Source organism: Methanoculleus horonobensis, from assembly GCF_001602375.1.
GTDB lineage: Archaea > Halobacteriota > Methanomicrobia > Methanomicrobiales > Methanoculleaceae > Methanoculleus > Methanoculleus horonobensis.
On sequence record NZ_BCNY01000013.1, the window covers coordinates 100,758 to 124,519 of the forward strand.

17 protein-coding genes are annotated in these 23,762 nt (G+C 64.5%); 7 read left to right on the top strand and 10 right to left on the bottom strand.

The genetic code is table 11. From position 1 onward, the window contains the following. Positions 1-374: 374 nt before the first annotated feature. The 3 genes from MCUHO_RS03580 to MCUHO_RS03590 all read left to right on the top strand — a co-directional run bounded on the left by MCUHO_RS03580 (position 375) and on the right by MCUHO_RS03590 (position 2,269). Positions 375-803 (top strand): HAMP domain-containing protein, encoded by a 429-nt coding sequence (locus MCUHO_RS03580; protein WP_067073449.1) that lies wholly within the window; start codon positions 375-377, stop codon positions 801-803. 62 nt (positions 804-865) lie between these two features. Continuing rightward, entirely contained in the window at positions 866-1,642 is a 777-nt protein-coding gene (locus MCUHO_RS03585) for a roadblock/LC7 domain-containing protein (protein ID WP_153019999.1), read from the top strand. Between the two features lie 297 nt (positions 1,643-1,939). Beyond that, positions 1,940-2,269, top strand: a complete 330-nt coding sequence (locus MCUHO_RS03590) for a hypothetical protein (protein WP_067073454.1) — start codon at positions 1,940-1,942, stop codon at positions 2,267-2,269. A 22-nt stretch (positions 2,270-2,291) separates the two neighbouring features. Here the strand turns inward: MCUHO_RS03590 and glgP are convergent, their stop codons facing one another. The 6 genes from glgP to MCUHO_RS03620 form a co-directional block, all read right to left on the bottom strand. Further along, positions 2,292-4,538, bottom strand: a complete 2,247-nt coding sequence (gene glgP, locus MCUHO_RS03595) for an alpha-glucan family phosphorylase (RefSeq protein WP_067073457.1) — start codon at positions 4,536-4,538, stop codon at positions 2,292-2,294. 864 nt (positions 4,539-5,402) lie between these two features. Beyond that, the gene (gene malQ, locus MCUHO_RS03600) at positions 5,403-6,899 is read right to left on the bottom strand and encodes a 4-alpha-glucanotransferase (RefSeq protein ID WP_067073459.1); all 1,497 of its coding nucleotides are present in this window, start codon (positions 6,897-6,899) and stop codon (positions 5,403-5,405) included. A 13-nt stretch (positions 6,900-6,912) separates the two neighbouring features. After that, positions 6,913-9,276, bottom strand: coding sequence for a DUF3536 domain-containing protein (locus tag MCUHO_RS03605; RefSeq protein ID WP_235808149.1), 2,364 nt, complete (start codon positions 9,274-9,276; stop codon positions 6,913-6,915). Beyond that, positions 9,277-11,205: a 1,4-alpha-glucan branching protein GlgB gene (gene glgB / locus MCUHO_RS03610; protein WP_067073461.1), complete on the bottom strand. Its 1,929-nt coding sequence runs from the start codon at positions 11,203-11,205 to the stop codon at positions 9,277-9,279. It lies immediately after the preceding gene. 4 nt (positions 11,206-11,209) lie between these two features. Further along, positions 11,210-12,382 (bottom strand): glycosyltransferase family 4 protein, encoded by a 1,173-nt coding sequence (locus MCUHO_RS03615; RefSeq protein ID WP_067073463.1) that lies wholly within the window; start codon positions 12,380-12,382, stop codon positions 11,210-11,212. Beyond that, the gene (locus MCUHO_RS03620) at positions 12,364-13,818 is read right to left on the bottom strand and encodes a glycoside hydrolase family 57 protein (protein ID WP_067073469.1); all 1,455 of its coding nucleotides are present in this window, start codon (positions 13,816-13,818) and stop codon (positions 12,364-12,366) included. Before MCUHO_RS03620 ends, MCUHO_RS03615 begins: the two co-directional genes overlap by 19 nt. Before the next feature lie 192 nt (positions 13,819-14,010). Between MCUHO_RS03620 and MCUHO_RS03625 the strand changes: the two genes are divergently transcribed. Together MCUHO_RS03625 and MCUHO_RS03630 are read left to right on the top strand one after the other, a co-directional pair. Then, positions 14,011-14,859 carry a GNAT family N-acetyltransferase gene (locus MCUHO_RS03625; RefSeq protein ID WP_235808150.1) on the top strand — a complete coding sequence of 283 codons (849 nt, stop codon included), beginning with the start codon at positions 14,011-14,013 and terminating at the stop codon, positions 14,857-14,859. 58 nt (positions 14,860-14,917) lie between these two features. After that, positions 14,918-17,218 carry an Orn/Lys/Arg family decarboxylase gene (locus MCUHO_RS03630; protein ID WP_067073471.1) on the top strand — a complete coding sequence of 767 codons (2,301 nt, stop codon included), beginning with the start codon at positions 14,918-14,920 and terminating at the stop codon, positions 17,216-17,218. A gap of 90 nt (positions 17,219-17,308) precedes the next feature. On the opposite strand, the gene gltA is transcribed toward MCUHO_RS03630, so the two are convergent. Both gltA and MCUHO_RS03640 read right to left on the bottom strand, forming a co-directional pair. Next, the gene (gene gltA / locus MCUHO_RS03635) at positions 17,309-18,652 is read right to left on the bottom strand and encodes an NADPH-dependent glutamate synthase (RefSeq protein WP_067073474.1); all 1,344 of its coding nucleotides are present in this window, start codon (positions 18,650-18,652) and stop codon (positions 17,309-17,311) included. Then, positions 18,645-19,505 carry a sulfide/dihydroorotate dehydrogenase-like FAD/NAD-binding protein gene (locus tag MCUHO_RS03640; RefSeq protein WP_084385907.1) on the bottom strand — a complete coding sequence of 287 codons (861 nt, stop codon included), beginning with the start codon at positions 19,503-19,505 and terminating at the stop codon, positions 18,645-18,647. The genes gltA and MCUHO_RS03640 overlap by 8 nt, the downstream gene beginning before the upstream one ends. A 178-nt stretch (positions 19,506-19,683) precedes the next feature. Here MCUHO_RS03640 and MCUHO_RS12825 point away from each other — a divergent pair, with 178 nt between their 5' ends. Together MCUHO_RS12825 and MCUHO_RS03645 are read left to right on the top strand one after the other, a co-directional pair. Further along, positions 19,684-19,860 carry a hypothetical protein gene (locus MCUHO_RS12825; RefSeq protein ID WP_162839707.1) on the top strand — a complete coding sequence of 59 codons (177 nt, stop codon included), beginning with the start codon at positions 19,684-19,686 and terminating at the stop codon, positions 19,858-19,860. Positions 19,861-19,864: 4 nt separating this feature from the next. Further along, positions 19,865-20,188 (top strand): YbjQ family protein, encoded by a 324-nt coding sequence (locus MCUHO_RS03645; RefSeq protein ID WP_067073479.1) that lies wholly within the window; start codon positions 19,865-19,867, stop codon positions 20,186-20,188. Positions 20,189-20,694: 506 nt separating this feature from the next. Here the strand turns inward: MCUHO_RS03645 and arcS are convergent. Together arcS and tgtA are read right to left on the bottom strand one after the other, a co-directional pair. Beyond that, on the bottom strand, positions 20,695-22,323 hold the full coding sequence (gene arcS / locus MCUHO_RS03650; RefSeq protein ID WP_067073481.1) for an archaeosine synthase subunit alpha: 1,629 nt from the start codon (positions 22,321-22,323) through the stop codon (positions 20,695-20,697). Next, positions 22,310-23,761, bottom strand: coding sequence for a tRNA guanosine(15) transglycosylase TgtA (gene tgtA / locus MCUHO_RS03655; RefSeq protein ID WP_067073483.1), 1,452 nt, complete (start codon positions 23,759-23,761; stop codon positions 22,310-22,312). The genes arcS and tgtA overlap by 14 nt, the downstream gene beginning before the upstream one ends. Between the last annotated feature and the right edge of the window lies 1 nt (position 23,762).

Here is a 23,762-nt window from a genome sequence, read left to right on the forward strand (position 1 = left end):
ACGGGGCGGGGAGTTGCGCTCATCCCAACTCCTTCGTATCCGTATCAATCTGTCGATGCCCCTTCGGATAGCCGTTTCATGCCTCGCCTGCCGCGGTCTGAAGATCGTCCCCCGGCAAGATGCCGGGCGGACCTCTGCGTGAAAAACATTCACTGATTGCAGCGAGCATATGAATGATATTCACGTGTACATATATACTGGAATTCAAGGACGGCATGATTTCCGGGAATTCTGGATATTATGTTTAAATGTGCATAAAAATGCCTGAAATCGCGGATCGGCTATTTAGATCCATTAAAATCTGATATTTTGGACGAGTATCATTTTTTTGTCAATGGGTAGATTAATATATTAAAATGAGAAACTATTCTCTCATGGCTGAATCCTTCTCGCAAGATATCGGGGTATTCCAGGACGGCCTCACCATCCAGATCCCGATGTTTTACAAACTTATGGCGAGCATGCTCACCGTTGCAGTCATCCCCATCTTCCTGCTCGGGATCGTCTCGGCAGGGGACACCGGGAGTGTCATCGCCACGCTCGGCCTGCAGAACAGCATCATCATCATGACCCTGCTCACGGTTCTCGTGGTCTTCATGTGGAGTTTCTTCCTTGCAAAGAGCATCACGAACCCCATTGAGCAGCTCTCGAAGGCCGCGACCAGTGCAAGCCAGGGCGATCTCACGAACGTCGAGATCACGGTGACGAGCAACGATGAGATCGGCGAACTCGCAGTCGCGTTCAACCGCCTGATCAACTCCTACATGATCCTCGACACCCTTGCCAAGGACGACGCCGAGTAGGGGAAACGGGCGGTGAGGACGCTTGTTTTCGACACATTGGATGCGTTCGGGCAGGATTGTAAATGACGGATAAAATGCCGGAGGGAACGGCCATCGGGGAGATGCAGGCGCCGCTCCGGTGGATCTTCTCCCATACGACCCGTTTTTCCGGGATGGTACGGATCAGGATGCAGGACGGAGAGGGGTTCATGCTGGTGCGGAAGGGCGAGCCTCTCGCCGCACAGTTCATGCACCCGCTGAAGTCCCTGAGCGGGCCGTCGGCATTGAAGTACTTCGGCAGCCAGCCGATCCTCGACTTCGGCCTCTTCCGGTACGAGCCCGGGGAGATGCAGGAGGCTCTCGCCGTATCAGTAGAGATGCAGGCCCTCGTGCAGCCCGGCAATGGCTCTTCCATGACCGGCCGGTCTGCAGAGAATGACAGGCCGGAGGATATCGTGGCCGAAACCGTGGAGCACGAAGACGCCGTACCCCACGATGCAACGTTCGGGCAGGAACCCGATCAGTTCGGGGCGTTGCTCCGGCATCCCGGGGTGACCGCCATCGCCTGTTTTGCCGACGGCCTCTGCACCTCATCGTACGGGAAGATCGATGCCGACTATACCGTTGCCGTCGCCGAGGATCTGCTCCGGTGGGTGCTCCGCCTGCAGTCGGCTGTGCCGTCAAACGGGGAATTTGTACAGATGACACTCTTCTACCGCGGTGGAAACATCATCATCGCTCCCTACGGCGATGAACATCTCTGTATCTTTACCCGGCCGGAGGTGCAGTTCGGCCAGGTGCGGCGGATTATCAGGGAGATGCAGGGCGGGGTAGGATCCTATCCTGCACGGATCCCCTGAAATACCCATCCGTTTCGCCGTGTCGTCCTGCCTGATTCGGTAGTGTTTTGCTGTTTTGACGGTGGAATTACCCTTTTATAGTCGATGCCCCATTCACCCGCACCTCATGGTGAGAGACGGATGACGGCAGGAGAGAGCGTGATGGGCGGGGCAGGGGCCCGCCGGTATCGCCCATCTCACGAACAGGTAAAACCCAATCGGCCGCGCGGAAGAGAACGGCGCGCCGGGCGGGGGTATCCCCGGCCTGCAGCGGATGCAAGAGGCGCCCGTTGAGACAGATGATCGGGGGATGACGGTATGACCGGAAAGAAGGGATTGGCAAAACGAGGTCTTGCATCGGCCAACAAAGCGACCCGGCAGCGGGTCGCGAGAATCGGCGGGATGGCGGCGCACACCGAACGGGGGCTTCAGGCTGCAAGTATTGAGACCCGGCAGAGGGTCGCGAGTGCCGGGGGCAGGGCACCGCACACCGAGCGGGGACTTCAGGCCGCCGACGAAGCGACCCGGCAGCGGGTTGCGCGGGCCGGCGGAAGAACCCCGCATGTGAAGCGGGGCGCAGGGGAGGGCCGAAGGAAGGGGGGCCGTAAGGGCAACCGCTCCGGGATCGCCCCGGAGGTCTCCCCATAGGAGGCCCCGGCGTCTCACGTGCTCACGGGGAGAAGAGATCGTCAGCTTCTTTTCCCTGTACCTGCGGGTTCCAGACCGGCGATTGCCGGGGTTTCACCGTCGCCGGGTTTGGAGCGTATGCCGCCCCCGCGGCCTTCAGGAGCGACGGGTAGTACCGGCCGACGTACTCCTTCACCATCCGGCGGGATGAGAACCGGGGGCCGTTGCTCTTGATCGCCTCTTTCATCATCGTTACCCAGCCGTGAGGGATATCGTCGATGGAACGGTCGTAGTAGAGCGGGACGACCTCGTTCTCCAGGAGGTCGTAGATCGCCGCGGCATCGACGCCGTCTCTTGCCTCGCAGTCGGCTGCCGCTTCCCCGAACGCCCATCCGTTTCTGCCGTTGTAGCCTTCAATCCACCACCCGTCCATGATGGAGAGGTTCAGCACCCCGTTGAGCGACGCCTTCATCCCGCTCGTGCCGCTCGCCTCCATTGGGGGCAGGGGGTTGTTCAGCCAGACGTCGACGCCGTGCACCAGGTACCGGGCCACCTGATCGTTGTAGTCCTCGATGAACACAACCCGTCCTCCAAACGCTGGATCCTGCGTGTAGCGGTAGATCTGCCGGAGTACTTCCTTGCCCTCGTTATCGGCCGGGTGCGCCTTGCCGGCGAAGATGATCTGGACGGGGCGCCAGGGGTTGTTCAGGATGCGTTTCAACCGCTCCAGGTCCTCGAAGACGAGGTATGCACGCTTGTAGGTCGAGAACCGCCGGGCAAACCCGATCGTCAGGACGGAGGGGTTGAGGAACGCGCCTTCGATTGCTGAGTTCGGCACCCCGCCGGGGCGCGTCGTCCATCGGAGCCGTTCGCGTTCACGGAGCCGGTTGATCAGTTTCGCCTTCAGCCAGAGATGCAGTTGCCAGAGTTCGGCGTCCGGTATCTCGTCGATGAGTTCCCAGATCGCCGGATCGTCGTGCTCCGGGAGCCAGTCAGGAGAGATCGGCCCGATATGCCGGTCGTAGAGAGCCTTCATCCGGGGGTTCAGCCAGGTCGGCACGTGGACGCCGTTCGTGACGTAGTCGATGGGCGCCGCCGCTTCCGCGGCCCCGGGCCAGAGGCACCTCCACATGTCGGAGGCGACGGCCCCGTTTGCGCGCGAGACGCCGTTATGGTGCGCCGACGCACGCAGGGCGAACGCAGTCATGTTGAACCCCGAGGCGGGGCTTTCCGGGTGGACGCCGAGTTGCAGGAACCTCGTCCGGTCGATGCCGAGCGCCGCGTAGTAGGGCGCGAAGTAGCGGTCGATGAGGTCGACGGAGAAGACGTCGTGGCCTGCAGGGACGGGCGTATGCGTGGTGAAGACGGAGGTCGCCCGCACCTCGCGGAGCGCCTCCTCAAACTCCATCCCCCGGTCGACCCGCTCGCGGATCCGTTCGAGCAGCGCGAACGCCGGGTGGCCTTCGTTCAGGTGCACCGCCGCGTACTCGATACCGAGGGCGTGGAGCACCTTCCGCCCGCCGATGCCGAGGACGATCTCCTGCCGGAGCCGCTGCTCCCGATCGCCGGCATACAGCCGGGACGATATGCCACGGTTTTTGGGGTCGTTACAGGGGATATCCGTATCGAGGAGATAGAGCGGGATCCTGCCGACCTGCACCTTCCGGACGGCGACGTAGATGGGCGGGTCGATGTGGGGAACCCGGACCAACAGGTCTTCGCCGTCGGCATCGAGCACGGGGGTTACGGGCGCCGCATCGCGGTCGAAGGGCTCGGTGACGTCCTCCTGCCAGCCGTCGTGGTTGACCTGCTGGTGCAGGTAGCCCTGCGAGTAGAGGAACCCCACGGCGACCATCGGGAATCCGAGGTCGCTTGCCTCTTTCAGGTGGTCTCCGGCGAGGAACCCGAGCCCCCCCGCGTAGATGGGAAGCGAGTGGTGGAGCCCGTACTCCGCCGAGAAGTAGGCGACGGGGAGCGGGGGCCGGTCGCCGTACTCTTCAGCGAACCAGGTTCCGGCGGCGCTCATGTACTTCCTGAACCGGTGCATGACGATATCGTAGCGGTGGCAGTAGGCGGGATCCTCCGCCGCCCGGTTCAGGAACTCGACCGGGATCTCGGATAGCATACGAACCGGGTTGTGGACGCTTGCTTTCCAGGCCTGGTTGTTCAGTTGCTTGAAGAGTGTCCGGGCTTCCGCGTTCCAGCTCCACCAGAGGTTGTATGCGAGGTCGACCAGCCCGGAGAGCCGCTCCGGGACATGATCGAATTGATTGGGTATGGAGTATTCCATGAATCCTGTCCCCTTTTGGTTGGAGTACTCTCCCTGTTTATTATTATATATGTTTCCATATTTCATCAAAATGGTGAGAAAATAAAAAATAAAAGTTAATATGCTGCTTGTTGAGGGGTGTCAGGGTCTGGACGGGTGCCGTGGTGAATGGTGTGGCGGGGGTCTGTAGGACGCTCTGAAAGGAAGAGAAGGAGGTCTGGGGTGCAAGGTGCTCGCCACTTCCTGGTGTGATCCTGCCTCAGGGCGGTCTGGCGACGATGTAGGGTGGGTTTAACTCCCCTGTTGATTGCTTCGCTCTTATCTGTTGCAGAGGTCATCCCGAAAAAATCCTGAACGTTCTGCATCCCCTGATCGGAACACTCAACTCCGAGGTTTCTCCCATCTGTTCTATATCCCGAGCAAGGGGGGGTGAAACGGCTTCCCATCGGGTATCGCCACTTGGGTGAGGGATCGGGGAGGTGCGACCGAAGGGAGCTTGAGCACCGTCAGGTGCGAAGTGCGAGTGTAGCGAGCATGAGAAGCCATCAGGCTTCGAAGGGGTGTCCCCCTCCCGGCAAAGAGGTTTTGGGACAACTTCGCGTATAGTGTGCACGGATTTCCGCTGGATATCGCCGCTCGGGGTGGGGCTGACGGGGAGGGGGGCGCAGCCCCCTCCCCTGTCTCAACCGCAGAAGGCCCTACCTGTGACCCCCACCGCCCGCGCTTCGCGCTCCTCCCGCCCCCATGGGGGCGGGCAGTGCGTGGCGATAGGTGACTGACCGAAGGTACCCAGCCTCGCAATCCCGCGCGTCAGGCTCTGTCATCGTTTTCTGGCTGGTGCGTCTATCTGCGCTCGAAATTTATCTTTCGAACCCCAACGCCCCTTCATCCCCTCCCGTAGATCCCCGTCACCTCGGCGAACTCCCGCATGCCCTCTTCTCCCGCCTGATCCGGCCGGAGCCGCCACTCCCAGTTCCCCTCCGTCGTGCCCGGCCGGTTCATCCGCGCCTCCTCCCCGAGACCGAGGACGTCCTGCATCGGGACGATGACGGTATCGGCAGGGGAGAGCATCGCGAGACGGATGAGGATCCGGTGTATCTCATCGCCGCTCACCGGCCCTCCGATGTAGCGGAAGAGGAGATTCTTCTGCTCCTCGGAGGTCTCGCGCTCGAACCATCCGCGGACGGTGTTGTTGTCGTGCGTCCCCGTGTAGGCGACGGAACCTTCCGTGATGTTATGAGGCGCATGGGGGTTGTGCGCGACGTCGCCGGCAAAGCCGAAGGTCAGGATCTTCATCCCCGGGAACCCGAAGTACGCCATCATCTCGTGGACGTCGGGAGTGATGTGGCCGAGGTCTTCGGCGATGATGGGAAGGCACGGCCTGCTCCGTGCAAGCAGGGTGAAGAGATCCCTTCCGGGCGCGTCGACCCAGCGCCCGTTCCGTGCGGTCTCTTCCCCGGCCGGCACCTCCCAGAACTGCACGAACCCCCGGAAATGGTCGAGGCGCAGCCGGTCGACGAGAGTGAGGGTGCGATCGATCCGGCTCTCCCACCACCCGAATCCCCGCTCCCGGTGCGCATCCCAGTTGTAGACCGGGTTCCCCCAGAGCTGCCCGGCATCGCTGAACATATCCGGCGGCACGCCCGCGACGGCGGTCGGTTTCTTCTGCTCGTCGAGCTTGAAGAGCCCGGGGTTTGCCCAGAGGTCGACGCTGTCGTAGGTGAGGTATATGGGGATATCCCCGATGATCTGGAGGTGGCGCATGCGGCAATGGTTCTTGAGCGTCTCCCACTGGCGGTCGAAGACGTACTGGAGGAACTTCTCCCGGAAGATCCGGTCAGCAAGTTCCGCGCCGTGTTTCCGCAGCGCCTCCTCGTGCCGGTCCCGGATCCCGGCCGGCCAGTCGCCCCAGACCCTCCCGGAGAACCGCTCCCTGAGAGCCATGAAGATAGCATAGTCGTTGAGCCACGACGTGTTGTCGGCCGCGAAATCCTCGTAGCGAAAATCCGAGCCGCGCTCCTTGAACCGTTCGAACGCCGTATCGAAGAGACCGTTTTTGTAGTCGAGAACCGCACGGTAGTCGACCCGGTCCACAGGAAAGTCGGGCGGGTCTGCGATATCCTCGGGGGCGAGGAAGCCGTCCGCGACCATCTGCTCGGGGCTGATGATCCAGGTGTTTCCGGCGAACGCCGAGGTGCTCTGGTAAGGCGAGTTGGCGAACTCCGGGCACGTCGGGTTGAGCGGGAGGATCTGCCAGTAGCGCTGCCCGGCACTGCTGAGGAGATCCGCGAACCGGTACGCCGCGGGCCCGAGATCGCCGATCCCGTACGGCGACGGGAGCGACGTTATGTGCAGGAGAACCCCGCTGCTCCGCTTGTTCATACCCGGATCACGCTCACGTCACCCGCACGCCGAGGCATGCCGCCGCTCTCCTGAAGGCCTCCGCCCATCGTTCTGCACCCCCGTCACCCCTGCCGGCGCGCTCCCGCACCTCCGCATAGTGCCCGCGCATCCCGACGCAGATGTTCTGGCTCTCCCATAGAGCGAGCGGCAATGGAAATACCTTTGCACACCCGACGATGCGGGAGACCTCTTCGAGCGGGGCAGGATCGTTCGGTCGGGCCGATGCCGCCCGGAGAGCAAGCGTGATCCGCCTGCTCGCCGCCTCTCCGAGGGCCGCGAGATCGGGTTCGATGCTCTCTCCCCGCACCTCCTCCGCGAGCACGTAAAACCGCTCCGGGTCGGTGCATCCCTCTTCGAGCATCGCGAACAGCCATTCGGCGCGGGCGTGCGCCAGGAGACGGGCGACTGCCCCTGGTAAGGGGATCGCGAGGTCGTCAAGCGTCCCGATCAGCGCCGCCGAATCACGATAGACCCGGGAGACTGCGTCCCCGATACCGGGCGCGATCTCGCGGGCGATCGTCCACCGCTCCTCGTCGGAGAGGTCGGGCGCGGTGTAGACCCGGGAGAAGGTTCCGGCTATCGCTCCGGCCGGATCGGAACCCTCCCATACCGTCCTGAACGTCTCGCCGCCCCCGGGTTCGCGCACGCCGATGACGACCCGGTCAAGCCCGTCGAAGCACGCGGCCGCATCGAAGAGCGCCTCTTCCCCCGTCGCCCGCGACCGCACCCGGACGGTCCCGAGAAGACGTCGTTCTTCCGCGTTCAAGCGGTACGGCCAGTCTCCATGAACGGCGTACATCCCCGACGCGGCCGCGGGATGCTCGAGGCCGAAGAGCGCGTAGAGAGCGGCCCCGGCCGCGATCCGGGAGAGATCGACCGCCGCCGTTCGGACGAGGGCCTCGTAGACCTCCGCGCCGGTCGCGTACCGCGGATCGTTCACCGGAGCACGGCGGAGGATCTCGACGAACGCCGCCTCGATGTCGAGGTCGAGAACCTGCCGGGCAAGATCCATAGCCCGTTTCGCGTGACGCATCACCTGAACGCTCCCCGGTTCCGTGATGTCGTCGAAGAACCAGCCGCAGCTCGTCTGCATCAGCATCGCCTGCCGTTCCAGCTCAAGGAGGGAGAGCACCCGCCGCCGCCCTTCGGCATCGATGCCGCCGGGCGCGTGCCGGGAGAAGAACGCCGCCACGCTCTCATCCGACCACCGGCCGAGGACGAGATCGGCGGCGGCGTCGCGGACACCGGCCGCGAGCGCCTCCTCCGTCCGAGGAGCGAGAGCGTCCCTGACCATGACGATCGCCTCCCGGAGCGGGCACCGCCACGCCTGCGACCACCCGGGCTCTCTCCCGGTACGGCACCCGCACTCCCCCCGCCACCGCTCGACGCCGTGGGCACAGCTCCACGACGTCCCTTCACGAACCAGTGCCTCGTGCGTGGGCGGATGGCCGTCGAGGTACTCGCCGTAGACCGTGAGGCGAACGTCGCTCTGCGCCTCGATGACGCGGAGACAGCGGGCGAGCGCCATCTCCCCGAACGTGCGGTGATGGCCGTAGGTCTCTGCATCGGTTGCGATATGCACGAGTTCCGGGCGGCCTCTCTCCCAGGAGAATGCACCCAGCAACCGGTCGGCGAACCGCCGCCCGTCGGAGAGCAGGTCGCCGAACGCGACGTCCCGGGCGATTGTCCCGTTGTAGAAGAAGACCGTGATGCTCCGCCCGGACGGGAGGCGGCAGAGGTAGGGCATCCTCGTCTCGACCCGCCCGCCGGAGACGTCCGTCCAGCCCTCCTCCCCGATCACCCGCACGCCTGCGGCCTGGTGAGGGGCGAGGATGGTGTACCGGATTCCTGCTGCCGCCATCAGGTCCAGGGACTCGATATCGACCGCTGTCTCCGAAAGCCAAATCCCTTCGGGTTCCCGGCCAAATCGTGCCGTGAAATCGCGCACACCCCAGGCGACCTGGGCCCGTTTGTCCCGCCGGGTCGCAAGCGGCATGATGGCATGGCTGTAGCAGCAGGCGATCGCAGAGCCATGGCCACCGTAGCGCTCCCGGCTCGCGCGGTCGGCATCAAGGATCGCGCCGTAGATATCCGGACGGTGGCGCTCGAGCCAGGAAAAGAGCGTCGGTGCGGCCGTGAAACTGATCCGGGAACAGGTGTTCACGAGTTCCTCGATCAGCCCGTCGTCATCGAGGATGCGTGCGGCGGTGTTCGGGGCGTAGCACTCCGCGGTCACCCGCTCGTTCCAGTCGTGGTACGGGGCGGCGGAACGCTGCACCCCGACCTCCCCGAGCCAGGGGTTCTCGCGCGGGGGCTGGTAGAAGTGACCGTGGATGCAGACGGCATGTTTCACCACTCACGCCCCCTCGGGACAGAATATCACCGCCCCGAGCGGGGGCAGGGTAAGCGGGAGCGAACACGGCCGGCCGTGAACCGGAACCCGTTCCGCCTTCACCCCGCCGAGGTTCCCGACACCGCTCCCGCCGTACTCGACCGCATCGCTGTTGAGCACCTCCTTCCAGAACCCGCCGAACGGTATGCCGACCCGGTAGTCGTAGCGCGGCACCGGGGTGAAGTTGCAGACGACCAGGATGACGTCGTCGGCCGACCGGCCCCGCCGCAGGTAACTGACGACGCTCTTCTCGGCGTCCGAGAAGTCGACCCATTCGAACCCCCCCCGATCGGAGTCCCGCTCGTGGAGCGCGGGCTCCCGCCGGTAGAGGCGGTTTAAGTCGGCGACCCACCGGAGGATCCCCTGGTGCGGGGCATACTCCAGGAGGTGCCACTCAAGTCCGGTCTCGTGGCCCCATTCCGACCACTGCCCGAACTCCCCGCCCATGAAGAGGAGTTTCTTGCCCGGGTGCGTGAACATATACCCATACAGGAGTCGGAGATTCGCCCGTTTCCGCCACTCGTCGCCGGGCATCTTCCCGATGAGCGAACTTTTCTCGTGAACGACCTCGTCGTGCGAGAGGGGGAGGACGTAACGCTCGGAGAACGCGTACCATATGCTGAACGTCAGGAGATCGGGGCGGTACTTCCGAAAGACCGGGTCGAGCGTGAAGTAATCCAGCGTATCGTGCATCCAGCCCATGTTCCACTTCAGGTCGAACCCGAGCCCCCCGGTCGCGGTCGGGGCGGTCACCCCCGGCCAGGCGGTCGCCTCCTCGGCGATGACGAGGACGTCGGGGAAGTTTGCGTGGACGGTCTCGTTCACCTTCCGGAGGAACGCCATCGACTCGAGGTCCTCCCGCCCGCCGTAGGCGTTCGGCGTCCACTCCCCGGCGCTCCGGGCGTAGTCGAGGTAGAGCATCGACGAGACCGCATCCACCCGGAGGCCGTCCGCGTGGTAGCGTTCGAGCCAGAAGACGGCGCTGCTCGTGAGGAACGACCGGACCTCGTTCCTCGCGAGATTGAAGACGTAACTCTTCCATTCCGGGTGGTAGCGCCGGCCGGGGAGGGCGTGCTCGTAGAGGTAGGTGCCGTCGAAGTAAGAGAGGCCGTAGCCGTCGGAAGGGAAGTGGGACGGCACCCAGTCGAGGATCACCCCGATCCCGCGGTGGTGGAGATGGTCGACGAGGTGCATGAACTCCTGCGGGGTGCCGTACCTGCTCGTGGGGGCGAAGTAGCCGAGCGTCTGGTAGCCCCAGGAGGGATAGAACGGGTGCTCCATCACCGGAAGGAACTCGACGTGGGTGAACCCCGTCTCAAGCAGGTGGTCGGCGAGTTCGGTTGCGAGGTCCCGGTAGTTATTGCACCGCCGTTCCCCCTCCTGCATCCGCCACGAACCGAGATGGACCTCGTAGACCGATATCGGGGCGTCCGGTGTGTTCACCTCCTCCCGGCAGCGCATCCACGCCCGGTCTCGCCAGGCGTAGGAGAGATCCCAGACGACGGACGCGGTCTTCGGCGGAACCTCCCAGAAGCGGGCGAACGGATCGCCTTTCTCCACGCAGTAATCGCGGTACCTGCTCCGGATATGGTATTTATAGAGCGCCCCGTGACCGATATCCGGGACGAACCCCTCCCAGATGCCTGAGTCGTCGCCCCGCACCGTGAGCGGGTCTTCTCCCGCCCTCCACCCATTGAAGTCCCCGATGACCGAGACTTCGGCGGCGTTCGGCGCCCAGACGGAGAAGAACGTCCCCTGCACACCGTCGGCGACGGCGAGATGTGTCCCCAGCTTCTCGTAGAGGCGGGAGTGGTTCCCCTGCCGGAAGAGGTAGACGTCGTAATCGGTGACGAGGCTCCCGGTCTTCGTGATATCGGGCAACGCCTGCTGCACGCTCTCACCCGACCCGGTGGTCTTCGTCGCGGTCCGTCCGGATGACCTCCGCGTAGACGCCGAGCATCCGTTCGCTGACGACGCTCCACCTGAACCTCTCCATCACTTTCCTCCGCCCGGCTTTCCCGAGTCTCTGCATGGAGGCCGGGTCGTCGATGAGGTGGCAGATCCCCCAGGCGATCGAGTCCGGCCGGACGGGAACTTTGATACCGTTCCTGAAGTTATCGATGTTCTCGGCGAGCCCCCCGACATCGGTCGCGACAACGCAGCGCTCCGCGCTCCAGGCCTCCGTGAGGACGAGCCCGAAGGGTTCGTTCCTGCTTGGTATGACGACGAGGTCGCAGGCGTTCAGGAGCCGGATATGCTCCTCATCGGAGACGTAGCCGAGGAACTGCACGGGAAGACCGTGCGCCATTCCCTCCAGGTAACCGCGCATATCCCCGGTGCCGGCGAAGAGGAACTGCACGTCCCAGCGTTTGGCCAGGATATCGGGTATGGCCTGCATCAAGAGATCGGGCCCCTTCTGGTAGGTGAGGCGTCCGACGAAGAGGACGACGGGCGCGAGCGGGTGGATACCGTAGTGCTTCTTCACCTCGCCCGGGTCGACCCTGGTGCGGTAGGCAGAAGGGTCGATCCCGTTCGGAATGACGGTGATCTTCCATCCCGGGACGTTATAGAGCCACATCACCTCGGTCTTCGTCGAGTTCGAGACGGTCGTGACCGCCTTTGCGATGTAGCCCCCATACCACTCTTTGCCCGATATCTCCTGAAACTCCCACCAGCCCCCGAAGTTCCCCCCGTGCCGCCCATACTCGGTCGAGTGGTAGGAGAGGACGGTGTTTCGGTCACGGAGGGCGTGCAGCGCCTCCACGACATGCCAGTCGTGGAAGTGGAGGATGTCGAAAGCCGGGGTGTCGCAGGCACGGAAGGCATCCACGAGCATGTTGCTCATGGTCCTGCAGTACTCGACGATGTTGTCGCCATAGGGAAGGCAGTAGTGGTAGTGGACGTTATTGATCGCCGCGTCGTCTCCCTCTCCCCGCGTGAAGAAATGGACCTCGTGCCCCTTCTGTGCGAGGCGTTCGGCGAGGTGGGTCGCTGCCGGCGCAAGGCCGCCCACCTTGAACGTGGCATTGAGCGACTCCCAGCAGAAGAATGCTAACTTAAGCGTTTCCATAGTTTGTTGATCCTCTTCTGAATCATCGTTCGGAGTCTCGTGCGGTCGGAGATACCCCAGATCTTCTGCGCCAGTTGCGTATCACCGATGACCTGGGCGATCCAGCGGTTGAAGTCCTCCCGCTCCACGTGGTACCGGATGACATCGTCCGGGGCAAACTCGAGCATATTTGCAAGTTCCTGGAGACTGTGGGCGGCGTACCCGGCCGGCCGGTCATAGGACGAGAAGTAGAACGCCTTATCCGGGGGGACGCAGCGGAGCGAGAGAGCGGCCTTGGGCGACCGGGCGATGGTTGCAGACCGTTCCTCGGCGTGCGAGAGGATCCGCATGAATGAGGCGAAGTAGTCGTAGGTCGCCTGGTGGCTGACGGCGTGGAGCGGCTTTCCGCACGAGGTCGAGCGCATGGCCATCCGGCGAATATGCTCGGTCTCAAGGAGGCGGCGCCAGATCTCCGCGTCTGTCACCAGGCCCCCGGCCTCCTCGAGCGCCTCGAGGGCGGACTGCTGCATGATGGTCCTCTGCCGGCCCGGCAAGCCGGTCGGGTCGCCTGTCTCCCCGATCTCCTCGTGCGGTGGAAGCCGGGCGGCGTCTGAGGGGCGTACGGTCTCTATCCCCTCCGCCGCGAGGGCGGACGGGAGCGCACGCAGGAACTCGAGGATGCCCGCTTCGGGGCCGATGAAGTCCCCGAAGATGCGGTAGTCGAGGAAGAGCGTGATGCAGTCGCCGGGGGATACGGAGAGCCACCCCGCATACTGGTCGGCCATCAGCGGCCACTTGTCCCACCCCCGCCACGGAAACCGTACGGCGATATCGTCGGAGAGGTCGCAGTGGGTGACGAGGACCGGGAGGCCCCGGTAGGTGTAGGTGTGGTTTGGGTCCCTCTCAAGAGCAGGGCCTTCGCCTCCCTCGATGATGGCCGCCTCAATTCCGGCCCCGGCAAGCGCCTCTGCGGTGGTCGGGGTGATCGGGTAGTCGGTATGCGCAAACGTGGTCGGCGTGACCGAGAAGTGCTCCTTCATCAGGTTCCGGTGCATGAGAAGTTCGTCCGTGAACTCCGTGAGATCGGTGAACTGTCCGGCGACGCTGTGATGGTAGGTCTGGGCGAGGAGTTCGACGTTAGGGTGGGTGGCCGCACGGGAGAGGAGGTCGAGCATCTCCGGGTACCACGCATCGAGGTTCTCCACCACCGTTCCGGATATCGCAAAGGCGCACGTAAACCCCTCATCGAGGAGTTCGAGGAGGAGTTCCGTCGTCGGTCGGAAGGAGCGGTCGATGACCTCCCCCAGGTCTTCCTTCGCGTCAGGGTTAAAGTAACTCTCTTTTACGTTTCTCTTTCCCTTTACCAGATCAGGTAAAAACCCGGGGTTAAGGTAGCAGGGATAATGAATATCGAATCCCAGACAGACCTTCGGTGGATTTAAGCCCTCGCCCGTCATCGGTGGTAGATGTCCGTTTCCGTATATAAATGTCGTCGGCTCCGGCCTCCCATCGATCCACTCCGTCTCTCCAGGCTCCGATACAACGGCGGCGTGCGGATGTTGCTCCGGCAGGAGATAGAGAGAGTCTCATCCCGTTATCTTCCGGATGGCTCAAATCCTGGGACGATCCATCGCATAGTGAGGAACATCGTGAGCAGCAACGGATTTCTGGTGCGGACGATGGACCGGCGAGAGGTCGAGACCGCCGTCGACTGGGCGGAGCAGGAGGGGTGGAACCCGGGGATTCACGACGCGGAGCCCTTCTACGCCGCCGATCCCGGGGGGTTCTTCGTCGGGGAACTCGACGGCGAGCCGATAGGCTCCGTTTCGGTCGTCAACTACGGCGGGACGTTTGCCTTTGCCGGACTGTACGTCCTGAAACCCGAGTACCGGAACCGGGGCTACGGGAGCAGGCTTTTTGCCGCAGGCATGGCCCATGCCGGTGACCGGAACGTCGGGGGCGACGGCGTCGTCGCGATGCAGGAGAAGTACCGCACGCGATCCGGGTTTAAGCCTTCATACCGTAACATCAGGTTCGAGGGCACCGGCGGCGGGAGCGTTCCCGAAGGCACGGTCGACCTCGCGGAGGTGCCGTTCCAGCGCCTCTGCGCATACGATGCCCGGCACTTCCCGGCGCCGCGCCCCGCGTTCCTGAAATCCTGGATCCGGCAGGAGGGAACGCTGGGCCGTGCCGTTCTCGCGGACGACGGCGATGTCAGGGGATACGGCGTCATCCGGCGGTGCCGGAGCGGCTATAAGATCGGGCCGCTCTTTGCGGAGACGCCGGGGATCGCGGAGGAGATCCTCCTTTCGCTCTCTTCGCAGGCAGCGGGCGAACAGGTCTATCTGGATACGCCGGAACCGAACGCCGCCGCCGTGGCGCTCGCCCGCCGGCACGGGATGGTTCCGGTCTTCGAGACGGGGCGGATCTACACGAAGGCGATCCCCGACCTCCCCATTCGCGAGATCTTCGGCGTAACGTCGTTCGAGCTCGGGTGACCCGGCCAAAAGATTCTAAAACGACCTCTCCCGATCACCCTCCGGGAAGTGTGGCTGCATGGACTACCTGGAGGAGTTTCCCGTTCTTGTCATCGACGACGAACTGCACTCGGATACCGCAGAAGGACGGGCGTCGCGGGAGATCGTGAAAGAGCTGAAACGCGAGAACTTCCCCGTCATCGAGGCGCTGACCGCCCGCGACGGGGTTCACGCATTCCTCTCGCACCCCCACGCGAGTTGCATCGTCATCGACTGGGAACTCTCCTCCGAGGCCGCGGACGGCACGCTCACCGCGCGAGACCTCATCACCCTCATCCGGGAGAGGAATCCGAAGATCCCGATATTCCTGAACACCGAGAAACTGGCGATCTCCGCGATACCCCTCTCCGTCATATCCCGGATCGACGGCTACATCTGGAAACTCGAGGATACTCCCGGCTTCATCGCCGGCCACATCAAGCGGGCGGCAACGAACTACCTCGCCGACGTCCTTCCACCGTTCTTCCGGGGGCTGATGGACTACGTCGAGGAGTACCGCTACTCCTGGCACACGCCGGGGCACATGGGCGGCGTCGCATTCCTCAAGAACGCCGCAGGCCGGATCTTCTACAACTTCTTCGGGGAGAACGCTCTCCGGGCAGACCTCTCGGCCTCGGTGCAGGAACTCGGTTCGCTTCTCGAGCATTCCGGCGTCGTCGGGGAGGCGGAGCGGAAGGCCGCGGAGGTCTTCGGGGCCGACCGCACCTACTTCGTCACCGGCGGCACGTCGGCCGCGAACAAGATCGTCTGGCTTTCGACCGTCACCAGCGGCGATGTCGTCCTCGTGGACCGGAACTGCCATGCGTCGGTGATGCACGCGATCGTCATGACCGGCGCCGTCCCGATCTACCTGATCCCGGCCCGGAACGAGTACGGGATCATCGGCCCCATCCGGAGCAGCGAGTTCCTTCCTGCAGTCGTCGCGGAGAAGATCAGGAACTGCCCCCTCATCGACGACCCTGCGTCGCAGACGGTCAGGATGGCCGTGGTCACGAACTCCACCTACGACGGGATCTGCTACAGCGCGGAGAGGATCGAGGAGCAGCTCCAGGACACCGACCCGTACATCCACTTCGACGAGGCGTGGTCGGGCTACGCCCGGTTCCACCCCCTCTACGCCGGGAGGTTCGGGATGCACGAGACGGACGCGGTCGGCCCGACGGTCTTTGCCACCCAGTCGACCCACAAGGTTCTCGCGGCATTCTCGCAGGGCTCGATGCTCCACGTCAGGCAGGGCCGGGGACCGGTCGACCACCCGCGGTTCAACGAGGCGTTCATGATGCTCACCTCGACCTCCCCCCAGTACACCATCATCGCGTCGCTCGACGTCGCCGCCAGGATGATGGCCGGGCACTCGGGGAGGTTCCTCGTCGAAGAGGCGATCGAGGAGGCGATCGTCTTTCGAAAGAAGATGGTGACGGTGGCCGAAGAGATCCGGGCAGGGAGCCGGGCCGGGGAGGACTACTGGTGGTTCACCGTCTGGCAGCCCGACTGCATCATGGACGAGGAGACGGAGAGACCACTTGGTGAGGCGGACGAGGTGCTCCTCCGGAACCACGCCGGCTGCTGGCTCCTCCAGCCTCACGATGCCTGGCACGGGTTCGACGGCGTCGAGGAGGGCTACGCCATGCTCGACCCGATCAAGGTGACGATCCTCACCCCGGGGATCGGGCCGGGCGGGAGGATGGAGGAGCGGGGAATACCGGCGGCCGTCGTCACGAAGTATCTCCGGGAGAACGGGATCGTCGTCGAGAAGACCGGGTACTACTCGTTCCTGGTTCTCTTCACGCTCGGGATCACCAAGGGCAAGTCCGGGACGCTGCTTGCGGAGCTCTTCCGGTTCAAGGCGCTTTACGACGGTAACAGCCCGCTCGAGGAGGTCTTCCCCGATCTCGTGCGGGAGCACCCGGCCCGGTACGCGGGCCGCGGCCTTGCCGACCTCTGCCGGGAGATGCACGGCTACCTCCGGGACGAGTCGATCGCCGGCACGCTCAGGAGCGTCTACGCAATGCTGCCTGAACCGGCGATGACGCCGGCGGAGGCCTACCGCCGCCTGGTGCGCGGCAAGGTGACGCCGGTGCCCGCGAACGACCTCGAGGGGAGGACGGTCGCGGTGATGGTCGTTCCCTACCCGCCCGGTATTCCCGTCATCATGCCGGGGGAGCGGTGCGGGGCGGCCACGCGGGCGATCGTCGATTATCTCACGGCGTCGCAGGAGTTCGACACCCTCTTCCCCGGGTTCGAGAACGAGGTGCACGGGGTGGACGTCGTGACGAGGGAGGGGCGCCGGGTCTACTACGTCTACTGTGTCAGGGAGTGATGGGGCCGGATGCTGCAGGACTGTTCTCAAAAGAGTGTATGCAGGGCGGGTACACCCTGATCGATCTCCCGCCGGAGCCGTGGAAGAGCCTTACTCTCCCTTCAGCATCGCGTCGATCGCCGCGGCCGCCTTCTTCGCCGAGCCCATCGCTTCGATCACCGTCGCGGCGCCGGTGGCGATGTCCCCGCCGGCGTAAACATGGGGGATCGAGGTCCGGCCGTTCTCGTCGACGACAACGTTGCCCTTCCGCCCGCGCTCGAGCCCCGGGATCAGGGAGACGAGGAGCGGGTTCGGGCTCGTGCCGATCGCCTGAACCACCATGTCCACGTCGAGGATGAACTCGCTCCCCTCGGTTGGCTTCGGCGACCGGCGGCCGCTCGCGTCCATGCCGCAGAGGGACATCTTCACGCACTCGATACCGGTGACGCACTGCTCGCCGAGGATCCGGGTCGGGTTCGTGCAGGTGAGGAACTCGATCCCCTCCTCCCTCGCGTGCAGGACTTCGGCCCTCCGTGCCGGCATCTCCTCCTCGCCGCGCCGGTAGACGAGCGAGACCTTCGCCCCCAGGCGGCGTGCCACCCGGGCGGAGTCCATCGCGACGTTCCCGCCGCCGATCACCGCGACGCGGGCTCCGTGCATGACCGGCGTGTCGAACTCGGGGAACGCCTCGGCGTGCATCAGGTTCACCCTTGTGAGGAACTCGTTTGCCGAGTAGACACCGCTCAAGTTCTCGCCGGGGATGCACATGAACGCGGGGAGCCCCGCCCCGGTCGCGAGGAAGACCGCATCGTAAGCGAGGAGCTCGTCGACGCTGACGCTCCGGCCCACGAGGTGGTTCTTCTTCAGCCGGGCGCCGAGGGCGAGAACCTGGTCGATCTCTGCCCTGACGACGTCTTTCGGGAGCCGGAATGCGGGGATGCCGTAGGTCAGGACGCCGCCGGCCTCGTGGAGCGATTCATAGATCGTGACAGCATGACCGGCACGGGCGAGCTCGGCCGCGGCCGTCAGCCCTGCGGGACCGGAGCCCACGATCGCCACGCGCTTCCCGGTCGGCTTCGCCACGTCGGGGAGGGTGGGGTCGTTCGCCCGCTCCCAGTCGGCCACGAACCGCTCGATTGCGCCGATCCGGATCGGGGTCTCCTTGTTGCCGAGGATGCAGACACCCTCGCACTGGGTCTCCTGCGGGCAGACACGCCCGCAGATGGCGGGGAGCATGTTCTGCTCCTTGAGCGCCCGTGCGGCCGCGGGGAAGTCCCCCTCCGCGACGTGCCCGATGAAGGCGGGGATGTCGATGCAGACGGGACAGCCCCTGACGCAGAGCGGTTTCTTGCACTGCAGGCAGCGTTCCGCCTCGGCGACGGCCTCGGCGGGGGAGAGGCCGCCGTCGACTTCCTTGAAGTCCTTAACCCGGACGTCGGCCGGCCGATCACTCATGGTGGTGGCCTCCTTCGCCGCACCGGCACCGGTGCTCCGCGAACCGCTCGAGCGAGGCCTTCTCCTGCCCGGTGTAGATCCGCTGCCGCTGCATCAGTTCGGCGAAGTCGACCTGGTGGGCGTCGAACTCGGGGCCGTCGACGCAGGCGAACTTCGTCTCCCCGCCGACGGTCACCCGGCAGGAGCCGCACATCCCCGTCCCGTCGACCATGATCGGGTTGAGGCTGACGTAGGTCTTGACGCCGTAAGGCGCCGTCGCGCCGGAGGTGACCTTCATCATGATGGCGGGGCCGATGATCCAGACCCGGTCGATCTTCCTCTCTTCGAGCAGTTTCTTCAGGACGTCGGCTGCAAACCCGTGGATGCCCTTGCTCCCGTCGTCGGTCGTGATGAAGAGCTCGTCGCAGATCTCCTCCATCTCGTCTTCGAGGATGAGGAGATCGGCGTTCCTCGCCCCAATGATCCCGATGACGTGGTTGCCGGCTTCTCTCAGTTCCTTTGCGATGAGGGGAGTGCTCGCGATCCCGACACCGCCGCCGATGACGCAGCAGGTGCCGTAGTTGCCGATCTCGCTCGGTTTGCCGAGCGGCCCCACGACGTCGCTGATGCTGTCGCCCGCGCCGAGGGTCGCAAGTTCCTCGGTCGTCTTGCCGACGGTCATGAAGATCACCCGGACGGTGTCCCCCTTGACCGCGGAGATGGTGAGCGGTATCCGCTCGCCCGCTTCGTGCAGGCGCAGGATGACAAACTGGCCCGCCCGCGCGTGCTCGGCCACCTGCGGCGCCCGTATCCAGTATTCGTAAACCCGGTCGGCGAGTTTCGTCGCCAATTCTATCTTATACAACCGCTTCACTCCTGATGATGTTGGTCGTCATAACGTCGAAATGCATCTAACGCTTCGTACATATTGTGGCTCCAGCCTCTTTACTGCAGCTGCTCGACCTTGAACGTACTCCATGACCGATCGGAGCAAGTATGGGTATGGAGCAAAAAGCCGAAGAATTATCCACTTATCCGTCACAGGGATAGGTATGCGGAGCCAGGTAATCTGGGGGATTGCCCTGACCGCCATCGGCGCGGCGATCGCGATCGTCGCGGTCCTGGGGATCCCGTTCCTCCTCATCTACAGCATCCCGCTCATCGTGATCGGTCTCGCGCTGATCATCTGGCGGGGGCGCGAGGAGATCATCGAAACAATCAGGGAGTGAACAGATGATAGTGACGACGACAGAAGAGGTTCCGGGCTACGCCGTGGGAGAGGTTCTCGGCGTGGTCTCCGGCAACACGGTACGATCGAAGAACGTAGGAAGAGACGTCATGGCCGGGCTAAAGAGCCTGGTCGGCGGGGAGCTCGAGGAGTATACCGCCATGCTCTCCGATGCCCGAACCGAGGCGTACAACCGGATGGTCAACGCCGCGCGCGACCTCGGCGCCGATGCGGTGGTGAACGTCCGGTTCGCGACGTCCCAGACGATGGCGGCGGCGGCGGAACTCCTGGCCTACGGGACGGCAGTGAAACTCGTCCCGAAGAAGTAAGGTTTATTAGGGGCTGGGGGTGAGTCCCCGGCTCTTTACGGCAGAACATTCTGCCCTTTTTTGGTTGGAATTTACGGGCATAGGTTGAGCCCGTGGTTATCGTGAACGGCGTCGTGTGGCCCACTAGCAGGTGGGACTATCTTTGCGGTAAGGAGGGCTGGAGATGAAGTGACCGTGGGGTATTGTGTAGACTCATACACGGATTTCTACCGAGTATCGCCACGCACTGCCCCCGCCCCTCTGGGGCGGGGGAGGAGGCCGGGCGGGTGGGGTTATAATCATCCTCGTATGAGTTGGAGACAGGGGAGGGGGGATACTCCCCCTCCCCGTCAGCCCCACCCCATGGCGATACTCCCACGGTCCACTGTACCGGGCTTTATCCTCGCTCGACTGTTTTGACCCTTGAGTGCCACAGATATGAATAACGACGCCCTGCAGCGATTTCAGGGTTAACCGCCGAAAAACGTGAGTCCCGGAGGGACAAAAGCCCCCGGTCGCTCTTCCTCCTAAAACTTCTGCGTCTTCCTTACCCTGACCGCGACCCCGCGCTTCGACCGGAGCATCTCGTCCGCGCCCATCGTCGCCCGGCCGGTGGCGATCGCGAGCGGGCCTTCGACCAGCACCTCGTCGCCTTCCCGTATCCGGGGGTCGCATGCCGTGATCCCCGGGGCGAGGACGTCGCCCTGCGGCACGAACGAATCGATCCTGACCCGGTAGCCCTCCGGGATCAGGTCCCAGCCCTCGAACGTCGGGCGGAAGAGCCCGGTTCCCGCGTCGATGCTGAAGAGCTGCTGCTTGCCGCGGAGCACCGCCATCTGCATGCTCCTTCCCCGGAGCTGGAGACCCTTTGTGTTGATGTCGGTCGCGAACTGCCAGGAGACCGTGCCGCGGATGGTGTCGGTCTGTATCCGCCGCTCGCCTTCGAGGGCGGCATCGAGCGCTCTAAGCGAGCCCGGCGCCGTCGGGTGCCCCTTGCAGGTCACCTCGAGGTCGATCCCGCAGGCTTCCGCCGCCATCTCCGCAACCGTGAGCGCCCCGCCTTCGAGGTGGGCGATCACCCGCCGGTAGGGATGCGCAGCGAAGTAGCGGGTGAGGATATCGGCGATGAAGGCGCACTCCTCGCGGTCCCAGTAGCCGGTCACCGGCACGTCGTAGTGCGCCGCCGGGTAGACCCGCTCGAGTTCTCTCGGCACGAGGCCGAGGGGCGAGGTGACGATCAGTTCGTGCGCCCGCCGGTTCACGGTGTTCACAAAAAGCCGGTGGCTCCGTGAGAGCGAGTAGGGCTTCCTCGCCGAGCAGGGGAGGAGGACCGCGACGTCCGTCCGGGTCGGGACGAACCGCTCGATCACCCGGTCGGCGAACCGCCGGACTTCTGAGCGGTTCTGCGACTCGGCGGTGTTGGCCCGCATCGGGATCGCCCGCGCCACCGGGAGTGAGCGCTCCATGAATGCGTAGTTGCGGTCGAGGAACCGGAGGATGCCGACCTGTGCGGCATCCGTGCGGCACCGGGCCTCCATCAGTTCCCGGAGCCTGCCGGCCTCGACGTAGTGCCGTACGAGGGCAAGCTCGCGGTCGAGCGCGAGACGGTTATGCCTGAGAAGGTCGCCCTCCCGGCAGCCCTCGCACCCGCAGACCCCGGTCTCCATCAGCGAGGCGGGGAACTCGCCTTCGGAGAGGCAGAACTTCTTCTGCGCGGAGGCGAGATCGACTGCCCGGTAGTCGAAGAGGTCGAAACCTGAGTAGACGAGGAGGCAGGCGGTCGAGGGGAGCGCCGCGGCCGGGGCGTACCATGCGGTGTCCGGCAGGATCTTCTCTTTCATGGCAGCAAGCCATCCCACGTAATTCCTGGGGTTCTTCTCCGCCGTATGCCAGTTCGCGACCATGATGCAGTCGCCGGACTCCGCCGAGGCGGCGAGCGGGTGGACGGTCACCGGCTGCCCCTCGCCGGGGCTGAAGTAGTTCTCCACGAACGCCGGGTCGATGGCGAGCGGGACATTCGAGAGAGCCCGGTCGCGGAGCGTGGGGAAGAGGGCATCCGTATCGAGGGCGGCGGGAAGGGATACGCTCGCCTCTTCGTGCTCGTAGGTTCCTATCCGGGCAAGGCCGTCGCGCTTTACCGCCTCATACCTGCTCATGGAACACCTCCGCATCCGGAACCTCTTCGAGGACGAGACGCGCCCACTCCTCGCCGCACCGGACGGCAAACCGGCTCTCCGGGTGTGCCTCCATCAGCGCCCGGATGCCTGCGCAACCCGACCTGACCATATCGTCGTCCCACTCCGGAACCTCGCTCTGGCCTACCGGGAAGGTCTCGGCGAGTTCCACCGGGTAGGGCCCGAAGGGCGGTTTGAAGTTCAGGAGGGTGTCGAACCCGGACGCTCCCTGCCCGTCGAACGAGACGAGCACCCGCTCGCCGACGGGGATTCTCGGGATGACCTCGTGGAACCGGAGCACCTCGGTTCTCCGGCAGGTCTCCGAGCCCCGGTAGAAGAACCGGCGTTTGGAGACGGGATCGTCGCGTTCGAGTTCCGCAACGTGGGCGAGGAGTTCCCGGTAGCCGTCGAGCAGGCGCGGGTGGCTCCGGCACCGCTCGTCGACGAGCTCCCAGAGTGTTCCGTCCTGGATCGCCTGCCGGATGCGGGCGATCTCCGCAAGAGTGACGTGCAGGTTGTGGAGGGCGAGCAGCCGCTCCCGGTCGTCGGACTTCCGGAGTTCGTCGGCGGTCATCGAACGGCAGACCCGGCAGGGGCAGGGGAGTTCCGCGAGTTCGTCGATCTTAAGGCTCCCGTGCGGGGTGATGTAGCGCCCTTCCCGGGCGAAGAGGGCGTATGCGGCCGAGTCGAAGAGGTCGCAGCCCATCGCGACGGCGAGGGCGAACATCGACGGGTGGCCTGCGCCGAAGAGGTGGATGGCGGTCGCCGGGGAGAGGCCGCGTTTCGCCGCAAGGACGACCTGCACGAGTTCCTTGTAGCGGTAACTCTCCATCAGCGGCACCACGGCACCGATGGGTGCGAAGGCAAAGTCGAGGTCCCGGACGGCCCGGCCCGCCTCCTCGCGGAGGTCGGTGAAGATGCCGCCCTGCACCGGCGCTGCCAGGTTCGCGTCGGGGAAGAGTGTCTGTGCCTCCCGGATCCGCTCCATCGTGACCGCGAGTTCCCGTGCCGCCCTCTCATGCCCTGCGTCCGGCGGGGTGGGGATGTCCAGAGGGACGACGATGTCGCTTTTTATCGCCTGCTGGAACTCGAGCGTGTCCCGGTTGCTCACCTCGACCTCCCCGTAGACGGAGAGCTGAAACGAGCCCGAGTCGGTCATGATGACGCCGTCGAAGTCGAGGACGCCGTGAAGCCCTTCCGCGAGCGCCCGGTCGTGGAACTCGGTGCTCCGCCTGAAGATGTAGGCGTTCGTGATCAGCGCTTCGACACCCATCTCCCGCATCTCGCGGGGGGTGACCAGGGGGAGGTGGGGATTGACAACGGGCAGGAGCGCGGGCGTCCGGACTGTTTTATCGTTCACCCTGAGTTTGCCGACCCTTCCCGCGATATCTTTGTGTATAACTTCAAAAGTAATTGCCATT

Coding starts and splice junctions, on each gene's coding strand:
- MCUHO_RS03630 (WP_067073471.1), top strand. CDS start 14,918: ATGGACTACCTGGAGGAGTTTCCCGTTCTTGTCATCGACGACGAACTG.
- tgtA (WP_067073483.1), bottom strand. CDS start 23,761: ATGGCAATTACTTTTGAAGTTATACACAAAGATATCGCGGGAAGGGTC.
- MCUHO_RS03615 (WP_067073463.1), bottom strand. CDS start 12,382: ATGGAAACGCTTAAGTTAGCATTCTTCTGCTGGGAGTCGCTCAATGCC.
- MCUHO_RS03580 (WP_067073449.1), top strand. CDS start 375: ATGGCTGAATCCTTCTCGCAAGATATCGGGGTATTCCAGGACGGCCTC.
- malQ (WP_067073459.1), bottom strand. CDS start 6,899: ATGAACAAGCGGAGCAGCGGGGTTCTCCTGCACATAACGTCGCTCCCG.
- MCUHO_RS03620 (WP_067073469.1), bottom strand. CDS start 13,818: ATGACGGGCGAGGGCTTAAATCCACCGAAGGTCTGTCTGGGATTCGAT.
- glgP (WP_067073457.1), bottom strand. CDS start 4,538: ATGGAATACTCCATACCCAATCAATTCGATCATGTCCCGGAGCGGCTC.
- MCUHO_RS03590 (WP_067073454.1), top strand. CDS start 1,940: ATGACCGGAAAGAAGGGATTGGCAAAACGAGGTCTTGCATCGGCCAAC.
- MCUHO_RS12825 (WP_162839707.1), top strand. CDS start 19,684: ATGCGGAGCCAGGTAATCTGGGGGATTGCCCTGACCGCCATCGGCGCG.
- arcS (WP_067073481.1), bottom strand. CDS start 22,323: ATGAGCAGGTATGAGGCGGTAAAGCGCGACGGCCTTGCCCGGATAGGA.
- gltA (WP_067073474.1), bottom strand. CDS start 18,652: ATGAGTGATCGGCCGGCCGACGTCCGGGTTAAGGACTTCAAGGAAGTC.
- MCUHO_RS03585 (WP_153019999.1), top strand. CDS start 866: ATGACGGATAAAATGCCGGAGGGAACGGCCATCGGGGAGATGCAGGCG.
- MCUHO_RS03645 (WP_067073479.1), top strand. CDS start 19,865: ATGATAGTGACGACGACAGAAGAGGTTCCGGGCTACGCCGTGGGAGAG.